12 protein-coding genes and 2 tRNA genes are annotated in these 18,293 nt (G+C 69.5%); 6 read left to right on the forward strand and 8 right to left on the reverse strand.

Annotated elements, in window-relative coordinates:
• The first annotated feature begins 8 nt into the window (after positions 1 to 8).
• A complete protein-coding gene (locus KOL93_RS10010) occupies positions 9 to 1,097 on the forward strand; it encodes a glycosyltransferase family 2 protein (RefSeq protein ID WP_221585597.1) in 1,089 nt (362 codons plus the stop codon).
• Positions 1,098 to 1,105: 8 nt separating this feature from the next.
• Here the strand turns inward: KOL93_RS10010 and KOL93_RS10015 are convergent, their stop codons facing one another.
• From KOL93_RS10015 to KOL93_RS10025, 3 genes are read right to left on the reverse strand one after another with little or no spacing between them, the layout of a single operon-like run.
• A complete protein-coding gene (locus KOL93_RS10015) occupies positions 1,106 to 2,542 on the reverse strand; it encodes a CDP-glycerol glycerophosphotransferase family protein (protein ID WP_221585223.1) in 1,437 nt (478 codons plus the stop codon).
• Positions 2,539 to 3,783, reverse strand: coding sequence for a CDP-glycerol glycerophosphotransferase family protein (locus KOL93_RS10020; protein ID WP_221585224.1), 1,245 nt, complete (start codon positions 3,781 to 3,783; stop codon positions 2,539 to 2,541). The genes KOL93_RS10015 and KOL93_RS10020 overlap by 4 nt, the downstream gene beginning before the upstream one ends.
• Before the next feature lie 50 nt (positions 3,784 to 3,833).
• Positions 3,834 to 5,246 carry a S1C family serine protease gene (locus tag KOL93_RS10025; RefSeq protein ID WP_221585225.1) on the reverse strand — a complete coding sequence of 471 codons (1,413 nt, stop codon included), beginning with the start codon at positions 5,244 to 5,246 and terminating at the stop codon, positions 3,834 to 3,836.
• A gap of 115 nt (positions 5,247 to 5,361) precedes the next feature.
• Between KOL93_RS10025 and KOL93_RS10030 the strand changes: the two genes are divergently transcribed.
• Entirely contained in the window at positions 5,362 to 6,564 is a 1,203-nt protein-coding gene (locus KOL93_RS10030; protein WP_221585226.1) for an aminotransferase class I/II-fold pyridoxal phosphate-dependent enzyme, read from the forward strand.
• On the opposite strand, the gene KOL93_RS10035 is transcribed toward KOL93_RS10030, so the two are convergent.
• Positions 6,554 to 7,369, reverse strand: coding sequence for a carbon-nitrogen hydrolase family protein (locus KOL93_RS10035; RefSeq protein ID WP_260406419.1), 816 nt, complete (start codon positions 7,367 to 7,369; stop codon positions 6,554 to 6,556). The genes KOL93_RS10030 and KOL93_RS10035 overlap by 11 nt on opposite strands.
• Before the next feature lie 107 nt (positions 7,370 to 7,476).
• Here KOL93_RS10035 and KOL93_RS10040 point away from each other — a divergent pair.
• Together KOL93_RS10040 and KOL93_RS10045 are read left to right on the forward strand one after the other, a co-directional pair.
• Positions 7,477 to 7,553: transfer RNA gene (locus KOL93_RS10040), tRNA-Met, on the forward strand.
• 179 nt (positions 7,554 to 7,732) lie between these two features.
• Positions 7,733 to 7,809: transfer RNA gene (locus KOL93_RS10045), tRNA-Met, on the forward strand.
• Positions 7,810 to 7,925: 116 nt separating this feature from the next.
• Here the strand turns inward: KOL93_RS10045 and KOL93_RS10050 are convergent.
• Positions 7,926 to 10,856, reverse strand: coding sequence for a UPF0182 family membrane protein (locus tag KOL93_RS10050; protein WP_221585228.1), 2,931 nt, complete (start codon positions 10,854 to 10,856; stop codon positions 7,926 to 7,928).
• Between the two features lie 42 nt (positions 10,857 to 10,898).
• Positions 10,899 to 12,029 carry a YlbL family protein gene (locus KOL93_RS10055; protein ID WP_308291608.1) on the reverse strand — a complete coding sequence of 377 codons (1,131 nt, stop codon included), beginning with the start codon at positions 12,027 to 12,029 and terminating at the stop codon, positions 10,899 to 10,901.
• A 117-nt stretch (positions 12,030 to 12,146) separates the two neighbouring features.
• Between KOL93_RS10055 and KOL93_RS10060 the strand changes: the two genes are divergently transcribed.
• On the forward strand, positions 12,147 to 13,604 hold the full coding sequence (locus tag KOL93_RS10060) for a zinc-dependent metalloprotease (RefSeq protein WP_221585229.1): 1,458 nt from the start codon (positions 12,147 to 12,149) through the stop codon (positions 13,602 to 13,604).
• A 793-nt stretch (positions 13,605 to 14,397) separates the two neighbouring features.
• On the opposite strand, the gene KOL93_RS10065 is transcribed toward KOL93_RS10060, so the two are convergent.
• Together KOL93_RS10065 and nudC are read right to left on the reverse strand one after the other, a co-directional pair.
• A complete protein-coding gene (locus KOL93_RS10065) occupies positions 14,398 to 16,125 on the reverse strand; it encodes an ATP-dependent helicase (protein ID WP_221585230.1) in 1,728 nt (575 codons plus the stop codon).
• Complete coding sequence (nudC, locus tag KOL93_RS10070) at positions 16,122 to 17,027, reverse strand: NAD(+) diphosphatase (protein WP_221585231.1); 906 nt, start codon at positions 17,025 to 17,027, stop codon at positions 16,122 to 16,124. Before nudC ends, KOL93_RS10065 begins: the two co-directional genes overlap by 4 nt.
• Positions 17,028 to 17,091: 64 nt before the next feature.
• Between nudC and KOL93_RS10075 the strand changes: the two genes are divergently transcribed.
• Positions 17,092 to 18,291: a phosphotransferase gene (locus KOL93_RS10075; RefSeq protein ID WP_221585232.1), complete on the forward strand. Its 1,200-nt coding sequence runs from the start codon at positions 17,092 to 17,094 to the stop codon at positions 18,289 to 18,291.
• Positions 18,292 to 18,293 lie beyond the last annotated feature (2 nt).

An 18,293-nucleotide genomic window follows, 5' to 3' on the forward strand; every position in this document is an offset into this window, starting at 1 on the left:
CCGATTCGATGCGGCCAGAGCGCTCCACGCGGGACGCTCCCCTCGTCCCTCCGGGATCCGGCGTGTCCTTCGTGATGCCCGTGCTCAACGAGCGCAGGTACCTCGAGCGCGCCGTGACCTCGACGCTGGAGCAGCGCGTCGACGGGCCGATCGAACTCATCCTCGCGCTCGGGCCCTCCGATGACGGCACGACCGACCTCGCGCGCGAACTCGCGACCACGGATCCTCGCATCGTCCTCGTCGACAATCCCGAGGCCGATATCCCCGTGGGTCTGAATCGCGCCATCCGCGCGAGCAGCCACCCGACGATCGTGCGCGTCGACGCGCACTCCGAGCTCGCCCCCGGCTACACGCAGCGCGCCCTCGACACCCTGGCGCGCACGCGCGCGGGCAACGTGGGCGGGATCATGCGCGCAGAGGGGCGCACACCATTCCAGAGCGCGGTCGCGTCCGCATACAACTCGCGCGTCGGTCTCGGCGGCGGCGCATACCACGGCGGCGGAAAGGAGAGCGAGGCCGAGTCGGCGTACCTGGGAGTGATGCGTCGCGCGGTCCTCGACGAGGTCGGGTTCTTCGACGAGTCGATCCGCCGCGGCGAGGACTGGGAGCTGAATCTCCGAATCCGCTCCGCGGGCTTCCGCGTCATGTTCGACCCCGCGCTGTCGGTCACGTACTGGCCGCGCGAGAGCTGGGCGCGACTCACGCGGCAGTTCCTCGCGACGGGGCGCTGGCGCGGCGAGCTCGTGCGCCGATACGGCACGCGCAACTCACTCCGCTTCTTCGCGCCGCCCGCCCTGCTCGGCACGCTCGTCGCAGCGGTGGTGGTCGGCGTACTCCGTATCGCGCGGGTCCTCACCGGGCCGCTCGCGGCGATCCTGGGGCTGGTGTTCCTGCCGGTCGCCGCCTACGCGATCGTCGTCGCGGGCTTCGCGGCGACGCGGCGAGGAGCGGGATGGCGTGAGCGAGTCTGGACACTGGCCGTCGTGCCGACGATGCACCTCGCCTGGGGCGCCGGATTCCTCGCCGGCGTCACTCGAGGCGCACGCGACACGGTCGACACCTCACGCCTCTCCGGACGCAACACGCCTCTCCCCTGAGGGCTGTCTCAGCGCGCGAGGAAGCGCTGGTCGAACAGCCGTGCCACGACGCGCTCGGCCGCATGGCCGTCGTCGCGCGGGTTGAAGCGCGCGCGCCACGTACGGTACTTCGCGTCGTGGGCGGACGGATCCTCGTCAAGCGCTCCCACGAGATCTCCGAGGGTGCGCACGAGCGGCCCGGGAGCACGCTGCTCGAGGTCGAAGTAGAAGCCCCGCAGCTGGCCCCGATAGTGATCGAGATCGGGCACGAGGAAGTACATCGGCTTGCCCGTCACGCTGAAGTCGAACATCACGGAGGAGTAGTCGGTGATGAGCGCGTCGGCCGCGAGCATCAGGAGAGCGGTGTCGGCGAACCCCGTGACGTCGATCACGCGCGGTCCCGAGACGCTGCGCCCCGGCTGCAGCGTGCGGCTGTGTCCACGCACGAGCACGACCGACCCGGTCTGCTCGGCGAGCTCTGCGGGGTCGATGAAGTCGACGATCTCCTGGCGATCGTCGCGCCACGTCGGCGCGTACAGCAGGACACGCTCGTCGGCCCCGATGCCGAGGTCGCGACGTGTGTCGCCGCCATCGCCCGTCGACAGGACGTCGTTGCGCGGATACCCCTCGATCCACACCGGACGACGGAGGAACGCGTATGCCTTGGCGAGGATCCGGCCCGCCGCCGGACTCTGTGCGAGGAGCACGTCCCAGCGTCGGGACTCCTTGAGGATCGCTCCCCAACGGCGAGGCTGGAATCCGCGCCGGTGGAGCGCGAGCCGCTTGAGCGGCGTGCCGTGCCAGGTCTGGAGGACGTGCTGGCCGTCACGACGATCGAATCGATGACGCAGCCAGTCGTTGACGACGAGCAGTCGCGAGACGCTGCGGGCCCTCCACCACTCGGCCGTGCCCTCCACGACCGGGATTGCTCCGTCCGGGACGTGCACGGAGAGGTCGACCACGCTCCAGTAGCGAGTGATCTCGGGCGCGACCCGTGCGACTTCGCGGTCGATCCCGAGCGGATTGTCTCCCGCGACGCGGCCGTAGAAGCTCTCGAAGAACACGGCGTTCTCGAGCGGTGCCGTGTGGCAGGCGTACCGCCGCTCGAGCGCGGCGCGAGCCTCGGGGTTCTCGAGCGAGGGATCGACGGGGGGCCCGATCGTGACGACGGAGCCCGCGACGTCGACGCGCAGCGACTCCGAGATGATCATCGGGACGAACCCGCGCACCTCGTGGTCGTCGATCTCGAGGACATACTCGCCGGAGGGAAGCGGCAGGTCCGGCCCTCCCCAGCGGTCGACGTGCAGAGGAAAGCGAGCCTTCCAGGTGCGGCCGCGTCCCGTCATCCCGGCCGAGACGCGCACGCGCGCGCCGACGAGCTCGGCGCGCTCGGGGCGCGCGCCCTCGCCCGCGACGACCAGCGTTTTCGCCTCGTCGTCGATCTCCACGATCGTCGCGATCCTCATGGCCTCGTCTCTCCGATCCTCTCGAGGATCTCGTGCAGCACGCGGCGAGTGCTGCCGCCGTCGTGGAACGCGTGCACCGTCTCACTCAGGCGCCGGGCTCGGCCCGCGAGGCGGGCTCGGTATTCATCCTGCCCGAGAAGCCGGTCGATCTCGGGCACCATCGCGTGCCATGTCGTCGGGACGTCGTGCCCGGCAACATCCCGATACGTCCCGTAGAACCCCCGTCGCACGGCATACTCGGCCTCGTCGGGGGCGAGGAACAGCGCGGGGAGCGGCACGAGTGCGGTGTCGTAGACCAGCGAGGAGTAGTCGGTGATGAGCGCGTCGAACGCCGGCAGGGCCGGAGTCACGTCCCCGAGCAGGTCGGCCCCCAGCTCCTGGACGCGGTCCGTCGCGACGGGTGGGGTGTAGCTCCCGGCGCCGAGTCGATGGGAGCGGATCACGAGCGTCGCGTCGTGCCGTTCGAGGACGGCGACGACCTCGTGCCACTCATCATCGGAAGGGATCGCAGGATCCGGTTGGCCGTCGCGCCACGTCGGGGCGTACAGCAGCATGCGTCGAGAGCCGTCGAGGGCGGGAGCTGCGCGCCGCACGATCTCGCGTGCGCGCCGCGCTCGCGTCTCGGAGTCGTCGCGCGAGAGCACATCGACGCGCGGCTCCCCGGTGACCGCGATCTGGGCGTCGGAGATGCCGAACGCCGACTCCAGGCGAGCCCTCACCAGATGGCTCGCGGCGGGGATCAGGCCGATGCGCTGCGCGGAGCGGCGATACATCCACGCGATGATCCGCCGCATGATCGCGGAGTTCGGCAGAAACGCGCTGCGAACCATCTCGGGGGCGTCGAGGCCGATCCTCTTGAGAGGGATCCCGTGCCAGAGCTGGGCGACGAAGGCGCCGGTCACCGCGTACGGGTTGACGTCGCCGAAGCCGTGGGTCACGACCACGACGCGCGCACGCGTCGTCGCCCAGAAGCCGCGCCACGACATCTTCGGCAGCGTCGGGATGCCCGCGCGGGCCGCCTCCCGGGCCTCGTCTTCGGTCGTCGTCAGCCAGACGGCGTCGATTCCGTGATGCTCAGCTTCACGCCAGACCTCGAGCGCACCGTCGGCGATGCCGGCTCCGCAGCCGAACACCCAGCGCCTCGAGCGCGGCACCGCGAACGTGACGAGTCGCCCCAGGGCATAGAGCGGAATGCGGGCGAGCTTTGCCGCATTGCCCGCACCGAACGAGAAGGACGCCACCCGACGAGCCTAATGCCCGCCGAATGGCGCCGTTCCGAGGGGGCTGCGTGTCACTCGAGAGTGCCGAGCGTCAGCTCGGTCTCGTGCTCCTCACCGTCTCGCACGTAGGTGACCGTCGCGTCGCTCTCTGCCGCGGCGGCACGAACCTGCGCGGTGAGGTCGATCGCATCGTTGACGCGCACGCCGTTGAAGTGCGTGATGACGTCGCCTTCCTGGAGGCCGCCGTCCTTCGCCGCTCCCCCGTCGATGACCTCCGCGACATACGCGCCCGTCGTCGTCGTGCCCTCGACGTACGCCGACGGCGACACGCTCGCGCCGAGCAGGCCGTGCGTAGCTGAGCCGTTCTCGATCAGCTCATTCGCGATGCGGTCCGCGACGTTGGAAGGGATGGCGAAGCCGAGACCGATGGATCCGCCTTCCTCGCTCGAGGCCCCCGAGGTCGCGATCGCCACGTTGATTCCGATGAGTTTGCCCTCGCCGTCGACGAGCGCCCCACCGGAGTTGCCGGGGTTGATGGCCGCGTCAGTCTGCAGCACCGAGATCTTGATCGACTCCGATGCCTGCTGTTGCTGCTGCTCCTGTCCCGGGATGTCGAAGAACCAGGGCAGATCCTGGCCACCGTTCTCGGGCGTCTGCCCCTCCGGTTCCTGGGCCTCCGCGTCCTCGGGTGCCGCAGCGGACGCGATCTCGATCGATCGGTTCAGGTTGCTGATGATGCCCGTCGTGACGGTGTTGGCGAGGCCCATCGGGGCGCCGATCGCGACCGTCGTGTCGCCGACGTTGAGCTCGGACGAGTCGGCGAACTCCATCGGCGTCAGTCCCGACGCGCCTTCGAGCTTGATGACGGCGAGGTCGTACGTCGGGTCCGTCCCGACGATGGTCGCGTCGTAGATCTGGCCGTCGGAGCCGGTGACGCGCAGCTGCGCGTCGTTCGCGGCGCCGCCGAGCGTGACGACGTGCGTGTTCGTGAGCACGTAGCCGTCTTCGCTGAGCACGACGCCGGAGCCGCTGCCGCCGGTGCCTTCGCTGGTCGCGGCCTCGATCGTCACGACGCTCGGGAGCGCGGAGGCCGCAATCGCCGCCGTCTGGTTGACGTCATCGGGGTTGTTGATCGTGACATTCTGTCCCTGGCTCGCGACGGACGACGAGTCATTCGATCCGCCCCAGACGCTGTTACCGAGCCACGCACCGCCGAGACCGGCACCGCCACCGACCAGAGCCGCGATCACGACGAGCGCTGCGACGCGTCCGCCGGATCCGCCGCGCTTCTGCGTGCGGGAATCGGCGCCCTGGTCGTGTGCGGGCGACGCCCAGGCGTACACAGGCTCCTGCGCCGTGGCGACCTGCTGAGTCTGTGCCGTGTGCTGGGGAGCCGGGAACATGGGCGCTGCGTCGCCGCGCGCGGCGTCGGCCGCGGAGCGATCGGGAAGCGGCGGAATCGGAGTGCCGTTGTCGTTGCTCATTGCTGCTCCTTCTGAGTGGTCCCCTCAGCATGCGCGTGAACGCTATGACCAAGCTATGTCCAGGGTAGGTCGCGTGTGTGAGTTCGGGGCCCGACACGAGCAGTAGCCTGGCGGCATGACGCAGATTCCCGGCGCATGGCGGCGCACAGCAGCAGGGGCGGGCCTCCTCGGCGCGAACGGCGAGGTCGCCCCGACCATCTTCGCCGAGATGACGGCACTCGCGGCCAAGACCGGAGCGATCAACCTCGGGCAGGGATTTCCCGACGAAGACGGTCCCGCCGACGTGCTCGAGACGGCGCGGGCCGCGATCGCGGACGGACAGAATCAGTATCCGCCGGGCCGCGGCATCGCCGACCTGCGCGAGGCCGTGTCGGAGCACCAGAAGCGGTTCTATGGCCTCGACGTGGATCCGGAGACCGAGGTGCTCGCGTCCGCCGGGGCGACCGAGGGCCTCGCCGCGACGATTCTCGCGCTGATCGACGGGCCCGACGACGAGGTCGTCGTGTTCGAGCCGTATTACGACGCCTACGCGGCGGTGGCGGCCCTTGCCGGTGCGCGGCTCGTGACGGTGCCGCTCCGGTGGCCCGAGTTCCAGCCCGACCTCGACGAGCTCGACCGGGCGGTGACCGGCCGCACGCGCGTGATCCTCCTGAACGACCCGCACAACCCGACGGGCACGGTCTTCTCCCAGGAGGTCCGCGAGCGGATCGTCGCTCTCGCGGACCGACACGACGCGATGATCGTGACCGACGAGGTCTACGAGCACCTCGTGTTCGACGGAGAGCACACACCGATCGCGACGACCGACGGCGCCGCCGAGCGCACGGTGTCGATCTCATCGGGTGGGAAGACCTTCCGCACGACCGGGTGGAAGGTCGGATGGATCACCGCGCCCGCCGACATCGCCGACGCGATCCTCACGGTCAAGCAGTACCTCACCTACTCGGGAGGAGCTCCGTTCCAGCCGGCGATCGCCCGCGGGCTGCGCCTCCCCGATGAGTTCTTCTCGCAGGCGGTCGACGAGATGCGCGCCAAGCGCGATGTGCTCGGCCGCGGATTGTCCGAAGCCGGCTTCGGGATCTCGCGGCCGTCCGGGTCCTACTTCACCGTCGCCGACGCCGCACCGCTGGGCGCGACGGACGCGTCGGAGTTCTGCCGTACTCTGGCGGCTCGCGCCGGCGTCGTCGCCGTGCCGCTCACGGCATTCGCCTCGCCTGAGCACCGCGGCGAGTACGCGACACTCGTGCGCTTCGCCGCCTGTAAGCGCACCGAGGTGCTGGCCGAGGCCGCCACACGCCTCGCGGGCCTCAGCCGCTGAGCGGCGAGACACGATAGCGACGTAGCGCCAACGCGGGATTCGCTCGGCGCACGGTGTCGATCGCGCCCCGGGACGCCCATCCGACGGCGAGGTCGGTCGCTGAGCCGAGCCCGGCGATCTGGATCCCCTCGGGATCCACGACGAGCGAGCTGCCGACGCCGATCGGCGGTGTGTGGTCGGCCGCCGCGACGTACACGGTGTTCTCGATGGCGCGCGCGGTCGCCAGTGTGCGCCAGTGATGCTCCTTGAGCGGCCCGCGCACCCACTCGGCGGGCACCAGCAGCACGTCGGCGCCGGCGTCGACGAGCGTGCGGGCGACCTCGGGAAACCGCAGGTCGTAGCAGGTCATGAGACCGAACGTCAGGCCACCGGCGACGAAGGTCTGGGGCGCCTCGAGAGCGCCGGGCTCGATCCAGTCGCTCTCTGTCTGGCCGAACGCGTCGTAGAGGTGCTGCTTGCGGTATGCGGCGACGACGCCGGAGCCGTCCACCGCAACGGCTGTATTGCGCACGCGGCCGCCGTCGGCCTGTTCGACGAGCCCCGCGACGATCGTCAGCGCGTGATGGGCTGCCAGCTCGGCCAGCCGGCGCGTGAACGATCCGTCCAGCGACTGCGCGTGCTCCGCAAGCGACGAGTCCATCGGGTTCACGAAGTAGCTCGAGTACTCGGGGGCGAGCAGCACGCGCGCCCCGCGCTCCGCAGCCGTCGCCGCGAATGCCGCAACCTGCGCGAGGTTGGCGTCGCTGTCGGCGGTCGGCGCGAACTGCCCGACGGCGATGCCGAGCGAGGAAGCTGCAGTCGTCATGCGGCCATCCTCGCATGCATCCAGCGGTCGTTCAGACATGCCCGGGAGGCGCGCACGACGCTTCGATTCGCCTCGCGCCTGAACGGCTGGTAAAGTCATAGACGTGCCGCGGGGTGGAGCAGTTCGGTAGCTCGCTGGGCTCATAACCCAGAGGTCGTAGGTTCAAATCCTGCCCCCGCAACCAGTTCCGGAAACCCGGTCTCATCTCAGATGAGGCCGGGTTTTCTCGTGCGCGCAGCACCCGGCCGTCGCTCACCGCAGTCGCGATGCGGGCGACAGGCGCACCGCACACATCGAGGCACAGCGCGGCTCTCAGCGCCGTGTGCGACGGCGAAGAGCATCTGGTAGAGTAGTTTCTTGCGCCGCGGGGTGGAGCAGTTCGGTAGCTCGCTGGGCTCATAACCCAGAGGTCGTAGGTTCAAATCCTGCCCCCGCAACCATGTGAAAGGCCCCGGATCCTCTGGATCCGGGGCCTTTCTGCTGTCCGCTCCGACCTGTGACAGAAGAATGCCCCGCGGACCGAAGTCCGCGGGGCATTCGTTGTTCTCGCGTTAGATCACTCCGACATCTCGAGCAGTCGCTCGATCGCGTCGGACAGCTGCTCATCAGCCTCGGCGTAGGCGACCATGTCGCCGCTCTCGAGCGCCTGCTGCTTGGCGTTCATCGCGTCCTGCGCGTCTGCGAGCGCCTGGTCGTAGGTGTCGTTCGACGGCGGTGCCGGCTGGTCGGTGGACCCCTCGTCGCCCGAGCCCTCGTCGGTGCCGCCCTCATCGGGGTTCGCCGTCTCGTCGGGGTCGACGGGTGTCACGTCATCGTCACCGGTCTCTGCACCGGAGTCTCCGCCGAACAGCGTGTCGAGCGCCTCGGCCAGCGTGTCCTCGAAGGCGAGCTGATCGCCGAAAGCGACCAGCACCTTCCGGAGCAGCGGATACGAGGTTCCGCTGCCCGACTGGACGTACACGGGCTGCATATAGAGCAGGCCCTCGCCGACCGGGAGCGTCAGCAGGTTGCCGAGTCGCACATCCGAGTCGCCGATGCGCAGAACGTTGAGGTCCTGGGCGATCGACTCATCGGAGTTGAAGTTGTTCTGCACCTGACCCGGCGCCGGAACCGTGCTGGCCGACGAGATCTCCAGCATGCGCAGCGTCCCGTAGTCGTCACGGACCGTGCCGTCCTCAGATCCGGCGTCGGAGTCGACACCGAGATAGCCCATGAGCACCTGGCGCTCACCGCCCTCGGGGATGAAGGTCGTGAACATCGAGAAGCTCGGCTCCTCCTGCTCCGGCATCTGCATCGTCAGGTAGTACGGCGGCTGGAGCAGCTCGCCGTTCACCGGGTCGGCCGGCGTGTCCCACGCGTTGTCCCGCTGGTAGAAGGCGCTGGCCGTGTCGACGTGGTAGGTGCCGAGCATGTCGCGCTGCACCTTGAACAGGTCGGTCGGATACCGCACGTGGCTCATGAGGTCGCCGGACATCTCGCTGATCGGCTCGGTGGTCGCCGGGTAGATGTTCTGCCAGGTCTTCAGGACCGGGTCTTCCTCGTCCCACGCGTACAGGGTCACGGAGCCGTCATACGCGTCGACCGTCGCCTTGATCGAGTTGCGGATGTAGTTCACGTCGTCGATGAGCAGGTTGGGCTGCGGATTCGACGAGTCGCTGATCGCCTGCGACAGGCTCGTCTGCGTCGAGTACGGGTACGACGCGCTCGTCGTGTATCCGTCGATGATCCAGACGATGCGGCCGTCGACGACGCTCGGGTACGGATCGTTGTCGAGCGTGAGATACGGCGCGACCTTCTGCACGCGTTCGCGCGGGTTGCGGTCGTACAGGACCTGCGACTCCTCGTTGATCTGGTCGGAGAACATGATCTGCTCCGACTGGAACTTGAGCGCATAGAGCAGGCGGTGGAAGTAGCTGCCGATGCTCGGCCCGCCCTCGCCCTCGAACGTCGTGTAGGTCTGGTTCTCCTCGCCGGACCCCGTCGCGTAGTCGAGCTCGACAGGCTCCGAGTCCGCGGCTGCGCCGACGATCGAGTACGGCGGCGACTGCTCTCCGAAATAGATGCGCGGTTCGTACTCGAGGTCGGACAGGAAGCCCGCGGCCGGGATGTCCCCCTCGATGAAGACTGGTTCGCCCTCGTTCGTACGCTCATTGCCCTTCGCCGCGACCATGCCGTAGCCGTGCGTGTAGGTCATCGTCGTGTTGACCCAGCTCTGCGCCGCGTCTCCGAGGTCGTCGATGTTGAGCTCGCGCAGCGAGACGACGGTGTCCTGCGACTCCCCGTCGATCTCGTAGCGGTCGACGTCGAGCGTGTCCTCGAACTGGTAGTACGGGCGGTACTGCTGCAGCTGCTGAACCGTCGGGCTGATGATCGACGGGTCCATGAGACGCAGCGAGGCGGTCGTGTCGGCGTCGTCGCGGAGCTGGCCCCGCTCGGCGGTCGTCTCTGCGGTGAACTCGGTCTGCTCGATCTGGTCGAGACCGTACGCCGCACGCGTCGCGTCGACGTTCTTCTGGTAGTACTCGAGCTGCAGAGCGCGTTCGTTCGGCGTGACCTGGAATGTCTGGATGCCCCAGGGCAGCGCGATCGTGACGACGAGCGACGTCACGATGAGGAGGCCCGTCGCGACGAGCGGATAGCGCCACTTGCCGATCCAGGCCGTGATGAGGAACAGCACTGCGACGAGCGCAGCGACGACCGCGAGAATGGTCTGCCCCGGGATCAGGGCGTTGTCGGCCACGTAGTCGGGGCCGGTGATGCGGCCCTGCGGCGTCACGAGCGACGCGTAGCGGTCGATCCAGATGCTCGCCGCCTGCAGCAGCAGGTAAAGGCCCGCGATCACGGCGATCTGCACACGCGCAGGGCGGGAGATGCTGAGCTCGCCCTGACCGACGCGGACGGACCCGTACAGGTAGCTCACGAGCGCCGTGAGCAGGAGCGAGATGAGGACCACGCCGGATGCGAAGCCCACGACACCCTGCCAGAACGGCAGGTCGAAGGTGTAGAAGGTGACGTCGAGACCGAACTGGTCATCGGCCTGACCTGCGTCGACGCCGTGGATCCACATCCACGTCGTCTCCCACTGGGCAGAGGCGGCGAAGCCAGCGAAGAAGCCGAACAGGACCGGAATGCCCCACATGGCGAGTCGACGCAGCGGTTCGACGACCTCCTGATACCGATCGAGCTGCGCGCTCAGGCGCGCGTAGACCGGGCGCATGCGGTACGCCAGCATGATCGACAGCCAGACGGGAAGCGCCATCCCGACGAATCCGACGGCGAACATCACCGTCCGCGCAATCCACTGCGTCGTCAGCACTGAGCCGAAGCCGAGCTGGCGATACCAGAGCAGCTCCGTGTAGAGGTTCGCCATCCCGAACAGCACGGCGAGAAGCACCGCGATGATGACGATCGTCGCGATGACGATGCGTCTGGTCGGAGAGGACGATGTGGCCGGTTTCCGCGTCGAGTTGGTGGTCACACGATCCATCCTACGTGTGCGGATCGCGCTGAAGGGCCACGCGCGAGTGCGTCAGCCGGCCGAGCAGGTCGGCAGATCGGCGGCGGCCCCGTCGCCGATCGCCTCGACGGCCTCGAGCGCGCTCTCGAGGGTCTCCACCTCCACCACCTGGAGACCGTCCGGGACGTGCCCGACGACCTCGCCGCAGTTCGCGGAGGGCGCCAGGAAGAACTCGGCCCCCTCGTCGCGCGCGCCGTGCAGCTTCTGACGGATCCCGCCGATCGGACCGACCTCCCCGGTCGCCGTGATCGTGCCGGTGCCGGCGATCGTCTCGCCGCCCGTGAGCTCCTCCTCTGTCAGGACGTCGATGATCCCGAGGGCGAACATCATCCCGGCACTCGGTCCGCCGACGTTGTCGAGCTGAATCGACACGTCGACCGGCAGCTCGTAGGTCGTGCTGAGGTTGACGCCGACCATCCAGATCGGCCCACCCTCCCCCGGGATCTCCTCGGGCCCGACCATCTCGGTGCGGCGCTCCCCCTGGCGTTCGATCTCCAGCTCGATGTCGGCGCCCTCGCCGGCATTGATGATCTCGCGCAGCTCCGTCACATCATGCAGCTCTTCGCCGTCAGCGGCGACGATTCGATCGCCCTCCTTCAGCACGCCCACGGAGGGGGATCCCTCAGGGATCGAGACCACACGGATATCGGCGGGGACGTCGTAGCCGAGTTCCGTGAGCGCCGCGGCGGACGCCTGACCCTGGGAATCCGTCATCATGACCGCGTTCTGCTCCTCACGCTCCTCGGACGACACCCCCTCGGGGAACACGACGTCGATCGGGACGATGGCGCGCGAGGAATCCATCCAGGCGATCGCGAGCTCGATCCACGAAATCGGGTGCTCCCGATTGCCGACGACCTGCACGGTCGTGAGATCCAGTTCACCCGACGTGGGGTAGGTGTCCGCGCCATCGACCTCGATGAGCGGCACCTCCTCGTCATCGATCGTCACGCTGCCGATCGTGTTGTACACGGGCCCCGGCTTCTGCAGCACGTAGTCGGTCGGGAGGAAGCTCATGACGAGGAGCATCGCGAGCGCGATGAGAAGCGCGATCGCGCCGACGACGGTGCGGCGGGGCCAGCCGGCGGAGGTGGTGCGCTCCCGCGCGGGGTCCTGTGCCACGGACTCGTCGAACAGCGTCACGGTGCTCCCTTCACGCGTCGCGCGGTCGTACTCCGCCGGATCCGTTCGCGGGAGGCGTAAGCCTCGCCGGGCCGGAGGCCGCCTGAGGTGCGACGCATCCGATTAGCGTAGAACGTGATGGCACGGAACGCGCTGACAGCGTACGGAAAGGCGGCTGACGTGACCGACGACAACACCCCCGACGACGACTTCCAGGAGATGCTGCGGCGCATGCTCGGAGGCGCCGGCGGGGCCGGTTCGCCCTTCGGCCCAGACGGGATCGACCCCGAACAGCTCAAGCGCATGGGAATCGAGATGGATCCCGCCGCCCTGCAGCAGATGATGGGCGCGTTCCAGAGCGCCTTCAGCGGGTCCGGCGGCGACGGCATCTCGTGGGATGCGGCGCGCGTCGGCGCCCTGCACATTGCGAACCAGGAGAGCCGGAGCGTCACGCAGGGGCAGCGCACGGACCTCGACCAGGCGTTCCACCTCGCGGGCCTGTGGCTCTCTGAGGCGACGACGATCGCGCCGACCAGCGAGGCGCCGAAGGTGCTCACCCGCGGCGAGTGGGTCGAGCAGACCCTTCCGGTGTGGCAGGAGATGGCTGAGCCGGTCGCCGAGAGCATCGCCGACGCGCTCACGGAGGCCCTGCGCACGCAGGCCCCCGAGGAGATGCAGCAGATGGTGCAGGGCGCGAGCCGGATGCTGCGCCAGGTGGGCGGATCGCTCTTCGCCTCGCAGCTCGGACAGGTCGTCGGCAAGCTCTCGCGCGAGGTCGTGTCGGGAGGCGACGTCGGCGTGCCCGTCATGCCGGCGGGCGTCGCGGCGATTCTGCCGCAGAACTTCGCGGATCTCGGCGAAGGTCTCGAGATCCCCGATGATCAGCTCGCGCTCTACTTCGCCGCACGCGAGCTGGCTCACGCGCGACTCTTCACCCACGCGAGGTGGCTGCGACTGCAGGTCATGAGTCAGGTCGGCGACTACGCGCGCGGAATCCACGTCGACACCGACGCCCTCGACGATCTCGCGGCCCGCTTCGATCCGTCCGAGCCAGAGGAACTGCAGCAGGCGCTCCAGTCGGGTGCCCTGCTCCCCCAGCAGACCGAGGCGCAGAAGCACGCGCTCGAGCGTCTCGAGCACATGCTCGCCCTCATCGAGGGCTGGGTCGACGTCGTCTCCGCCGAGGCCACGAGCCGGATCCCGACGCTCGACCGCATCGGAGAGGCGACGCGCCGCCGCCGCGCGGCGGGAGGTCCCGCTGAGGATGCCCTCGCGGCGCTCGTCGGCCTGCAGCTGCGCCCGCGCCGTCTCCGCGAAGCCGCCGCGATGTGGCGCGCGGTCGGCGATGCGGTCGGCATCGAAGCTCGTGACGGGCTGTGGGACTACCCGGATCTCATCCCTGAGCCCTCGGACATCGACGACCCGTCCGTGCTCATCGCGCGCCTCGAGGCCGCGGCGCGCGGCGACGAGGCTCCGCGTGACGAGCTGGACGACGCGCTCGCGCAGCTGCTCGCCGAGGCAGAGGGCTCATCGGATGGCTCCGACTCCGACTCCGACTCCGACGGGGAGGGTCCCGCCGGGCCGCGTCCCGTCTGACCGCACGCTCGTCCACAGCGGCGCCCTCGAGATTGCCCTGTGGATAACCGTCTGGACCCGCGCTCAAGCGGGCAGACTCCCAGCATGACCACGATCGAGCTCGACCCCGCGTATCCGGTGCTGTGGCGCGACGCGCGAGCCGTGCAGATCGGCACGCGCCCCGCGTTCCTCGTGCTCGACGACCCGGCACCGTGGCAGCTCAGGCTGCTCGACGCGCTCGCGCGCGGCATTCCGACGGGGCGCGTCGCCGGCGTCGCGACCGCGTTCGGCGCCGAGCCGCCCGAGGCGTCCGATTTCCTCGCACGACTCGCGCCGGTCCTGATCGAGACGATCGTTCCGCGCGAGATCTCGCTCGTGACGACAGACCGCATCGCGCACGACTCGGTCCTCGGGGTGTTCGATGCGCTCGAGGGCGCGGGCTTCGCTCCCGTCCGTCGCACGGCGGCGACCGCCGCCGACGAGCCGACGAACGTCGCGATCGTCCTGAGCGCCGAGCTCGTGCCGCCGCATCTCGCGCACGCGCTGATCGTCGCCGACGTCCCGCATCTGCCGGTCGCCCTGTCGACGAGCCGCGCGACCGTCGGACCGCTCGTGCAACCTGGTCTCACGGCGTGCCTCGCCTGCCTTTGGGAGCACGAGAAGGAGCGCGATCCGGCCTGGCCCGCGATCGCTTCCCAGCTCCTCGCCCCGACCGGACACGCGCAGGCGACGCGGTCCCTGGCAACTCAGGCGGGGGCGCTCACTGCACGGATCCTGCGAGACGCAGACGTGCACGCCGACCGCACGCGGTCCGTCACGGTCTCACCCGACGGCCGTCGGCGGTGGCGGTCGCATCGCCCGCACGCAGCGTGTCTGTGCCGATCTCCGCGAGAAAGCGCGACGGCTGCCTGCCGGATCGTCCCCCGCGCGATGACCACGACAGGGACACCGTCTTCTCGGCACGCGTGATGCCGACGTAGGCGAGTCGCCTCTCCTCATCGATCCCTTCGAGAGTCGTGGCGTACGAGATCGGGAGGAGGCCCTCGGAGACGCCCACGAGGAACACGTGGGGCCACTCGAGCCCCTTCGCGGCGTGGAGCGTCGCCAGCGTGACCGTCGTGAGCTGCGGCTCGTGCTGATCTTTCGCTCGTGCGAGCAGGCGGTCCGCGAACCCGCGCAGGGTCGCGCTGTCCGATTCTTCCCGTGCGAGAGCGAAAATCGCCTGGCGCGCCTCCCACGCGTCGCGGAGCGCGCCTCCGGCGTCGGGAGCATCGTCGGTGTGACCGAGTCCCCGCAGAACGTCGCGAACGCTCTCCGAGAACGTGAGGTCGGTCGGGGCGACGGCGGCCGCGCGGATCGCCATGATCGCCTGCCGCACCTCGGGCATGTCGAAGAAGCGTCTCCCGCCGAGCACAGTCGTCGCGACGCCGCGTCGTGCGAGCGCCTGTTGGATGAGCGCCGACTGCGCGTGCGAGCGGTAGAGCACAGCGATGTCGTTCGCGAGAACCGGCTCGCCTTCCCTCCCGTCGACGAGGTCGCGGATCCGGGCCGCGACCCCGTCTGCCTCCGCTTCGTCGTCGGCATACGACGACACCGACGGCACGGCGCGGGAACGCGCGTCCGGTGCCGACGGTTCGAGACGCAACGCTCCCGGCCGGTCGCGCATGAGCGCGTTCGCGACGTCGAGAATCGGAGGCGCCGAACGATAGTTGCGCTCCAGGCGAATGATCGTCGCGTCGGGATACCGGATGCCGAAGTCGAGCAGATGGCGCGAGTCGGCGCCCGCGAAGGAGTAGATGGTCTGACTCGCATCCCCGACCACGCAGATGTCCCGCCGCTCGCCCAGCCAAAGCTCGAGCAGGCGATTCTGCAGCGCGGAGACGTCCTGGTACTCGTCGACCGTGAAATGGCGGTACTGCTCGCGGATCGCGATGGCGACACGAGGCTCGGATTCGATCATCCCCGCACAGGCGAGCAGGACGTCCTCGAAGTCGAGCTGGCGCCGCTCGTCCTTCAGCTTCTCGTACGCGGCCATGAGGTCGACGAGCGCAGACGCCCCGACGGATCCCACCGAGCGTCCGAGCGCCGCATATTCGCCGATCGAGCGCATCGTCACCTTGCGCCACTCGATCTGCGAGGCGATGTCGCGGAGAGTGTTGCGATCGGGTGCGAGCCGCACCGAGTCGGCGGCGTGCGCCAGCAGGCGCACCTTGTTGTCGACGATCGTCGGGGCCGTGTCGCCCGCAACGGTGGGCCAGAAGTAGTTGAGCTGGGACAGCGCCGCGGCGTGGAACGTCTTCGCCTGCACACCGACCACACCGAGTTGGCGCAGACGCCCGCGCAGCTCTCCGGCCGCCTTGGTCGTGAACGTCAGAGCGAGCACCCGGTTCGGGGTGTAGGTCCCCTCGTCCACACCGTGTGCGATGCGGTGCGTGATGAGACGCGTCTTTCCTGTGCCCGCACCGGCGAGGACGCCGACGGGGCCGCGCACGATCTCCGCCGCCGCGCGCTGACGATCGTCGAGCGCTTCGAGAACGCTCACCGCTCGGTGCTCCCCTGCCCGTCGACCCAGGAGCGGATGATCCGGTGCGCGACCGAGACGCTGCTCGGAAGCGCGACATCGCCCTCGCCTCGAAGGCCGCGGGCGACCTCGTCGCGACTCATCCAGCGCACGTCGATGATCTCGTCGCCGTCAGGGCGCGCCTCGGCGTCGTCGACGGCCGTGGCGTGGAAACCCAGCATGAGCGATCGCGGGTACGGCCAGGCCTGAGAATCGATGTATCGGATGTCCCGCACTCGAACGCCTGCCTCCTCCGCGAGTTCGCGATGGATCGTCGATTCGACGGATTCGCCAGCCTCGATGAACCCCGCGAAGCACGAGTACATCCTGCCGCGCCACGCCGCGTTGGCGCCGAGCAGCAGCCGCTCGCCGTCGGCGCTCGTGACGGCGACGATGACCGCAGGGTCCGTGCGCGGAAAGTGCTCACGTGCGCAGGATCCGCAGCGACGCGACCAGCCCGCCGTCTCCAGAGACGTCAGCTCGCCGCAGGCGGGGCAGAACGACGCGTCGACGAGCCAGCGCCCGAGCGCGATCGCCGCGGTGGCGAGGCTCGCGTGTGCGGCGGGAAGCCTGCTGCCGACCTCGCGAAACGATGCCCATGCCGACGCATCTTCGGGCGTCGACGGCGGGATGTCTCCCCCGACGACCGCTGCGAGGAGGCCCGCCCCGCGATCGTCGCGCCCGAGGAACGCCCACGTCGCCTCCGACGGGGCGTCGCGCGCGGCGGAGAACGCAATGCGGTGACGCTCCGAGACCGGGACGCGATCGCCGTGAACGAGGAGCACGCGCGTGTCCGCATCGGCGCGCAGCGCCTCGACGACCCCGGGGGTCGTGCGTTCGTCAGCGCTGATATCGAAGACGTCGTCCTGTGCCGAACCGGTCATCGACTCCCTCTCTGCGGGGCGTGGCGTGGCGGATGGGCGTGCGGCCCGACCTAGTCTGGGCGGCATGGCACGCTCCCCTTTCACTCTAGCCGCGGCCGCGACGGCCGCCCTGCCGGACGCCGAGATCGCGGGGACCAGACCCCTCACGGCGTCGGGCGCGGGGAGGTTCGACGCCGCCGTGGTCACCCTCGACGATGGCCAGGAGCTCGCGGTGCGCGTTCCGGTCGACGACGAGGCGCTGGGTGACGCCGAGGCGGAGCTCGTCGCGCTCCGTGCGCTGACACCCGGTGTGCGAGACCTGCTGCCGTTCCTCGCACCGGAGGTCATGGGGTCGGCTGCGCTCGGCGACGGACGCGTCGTCGTCACGAGCTTCCTGCCCGGCTATCAGGTCGAGGCCGCGCACATCCCCGCGGGACGCGGCGTGGCGCAGGAGATCGGCACGGCGGTCGCGCGTATCCATGCGCTGCCGCCGTCGGTCGTGCGCTCGGCGGGTCTGCCCGAGCGCTCCCCCGCGGATGCGCGCGCGGCGCTCGAGAAGCTGCTCGACACGATCGGACGCAGCGGCCGCGTGCCCGTGCGCCTCATGGTGCGGTGGCGCGAGGCGGCCGAAGACGATCGGATCTGGGAGTACGAGTCGACCGTGGTGCTCGGCGGCGCGCAGGCGACGTCGTTCGTCTTCGCCGACGGCCCGGACGACGTGCCGCGGGTCGCGGGAGTGCTCGACTGGCAGGGGCTTTCGATCGGCGACCCGGCCATCGATCTGCACTGGACGGCCGCCGCTCCCGACGCGTCCGATGACATCATCGCCGCTTACGCCGATGCGTCGGTGCGAGCACCGGACCACGCCCTGCGAGTGCGCGCGCGTCTGCACGCCGAGCTGGAGTTCGCCCGCTGGCTGATGCACGGAATCGAGGCGCATCGCTCCGATGTCGTGGACGACGCGGCCGAGCTGCTGGAGTCGCTCTCCGCGGGCCTCGCCGACGACGCGCTCCTGGCGGACCTCCCGGCGCGCGACCGCGCCGACGTGAGCGAGGCGATCGCCCTCCTCGACCGCATGCCGCGCACCGAGAAGTCGGTCGGCGACACGTCGATGCACACGGATGCGTTCGATCCGGACGAGCTCCGCCTCCACTCCGATGAGCGGTGGGAGGCCGCGCCTCCCCGACGCGATACGGCTGAGGAGTCCACTCGACCTGTCGACGCGGTCATCGACCAGGACGGCGATGAGCACGAGGTCGCGACTGATCGCATCGATCGTCCTTGACA

The sequence above is a fragment of the Microbacterium salitolerans genome, assembly GCF_019720895.1.
Lineage (GTDB): Bacteria > Actinomycetota > Actinomycetes > Actinomycetales > Microbacteriaceae > Microbacterium.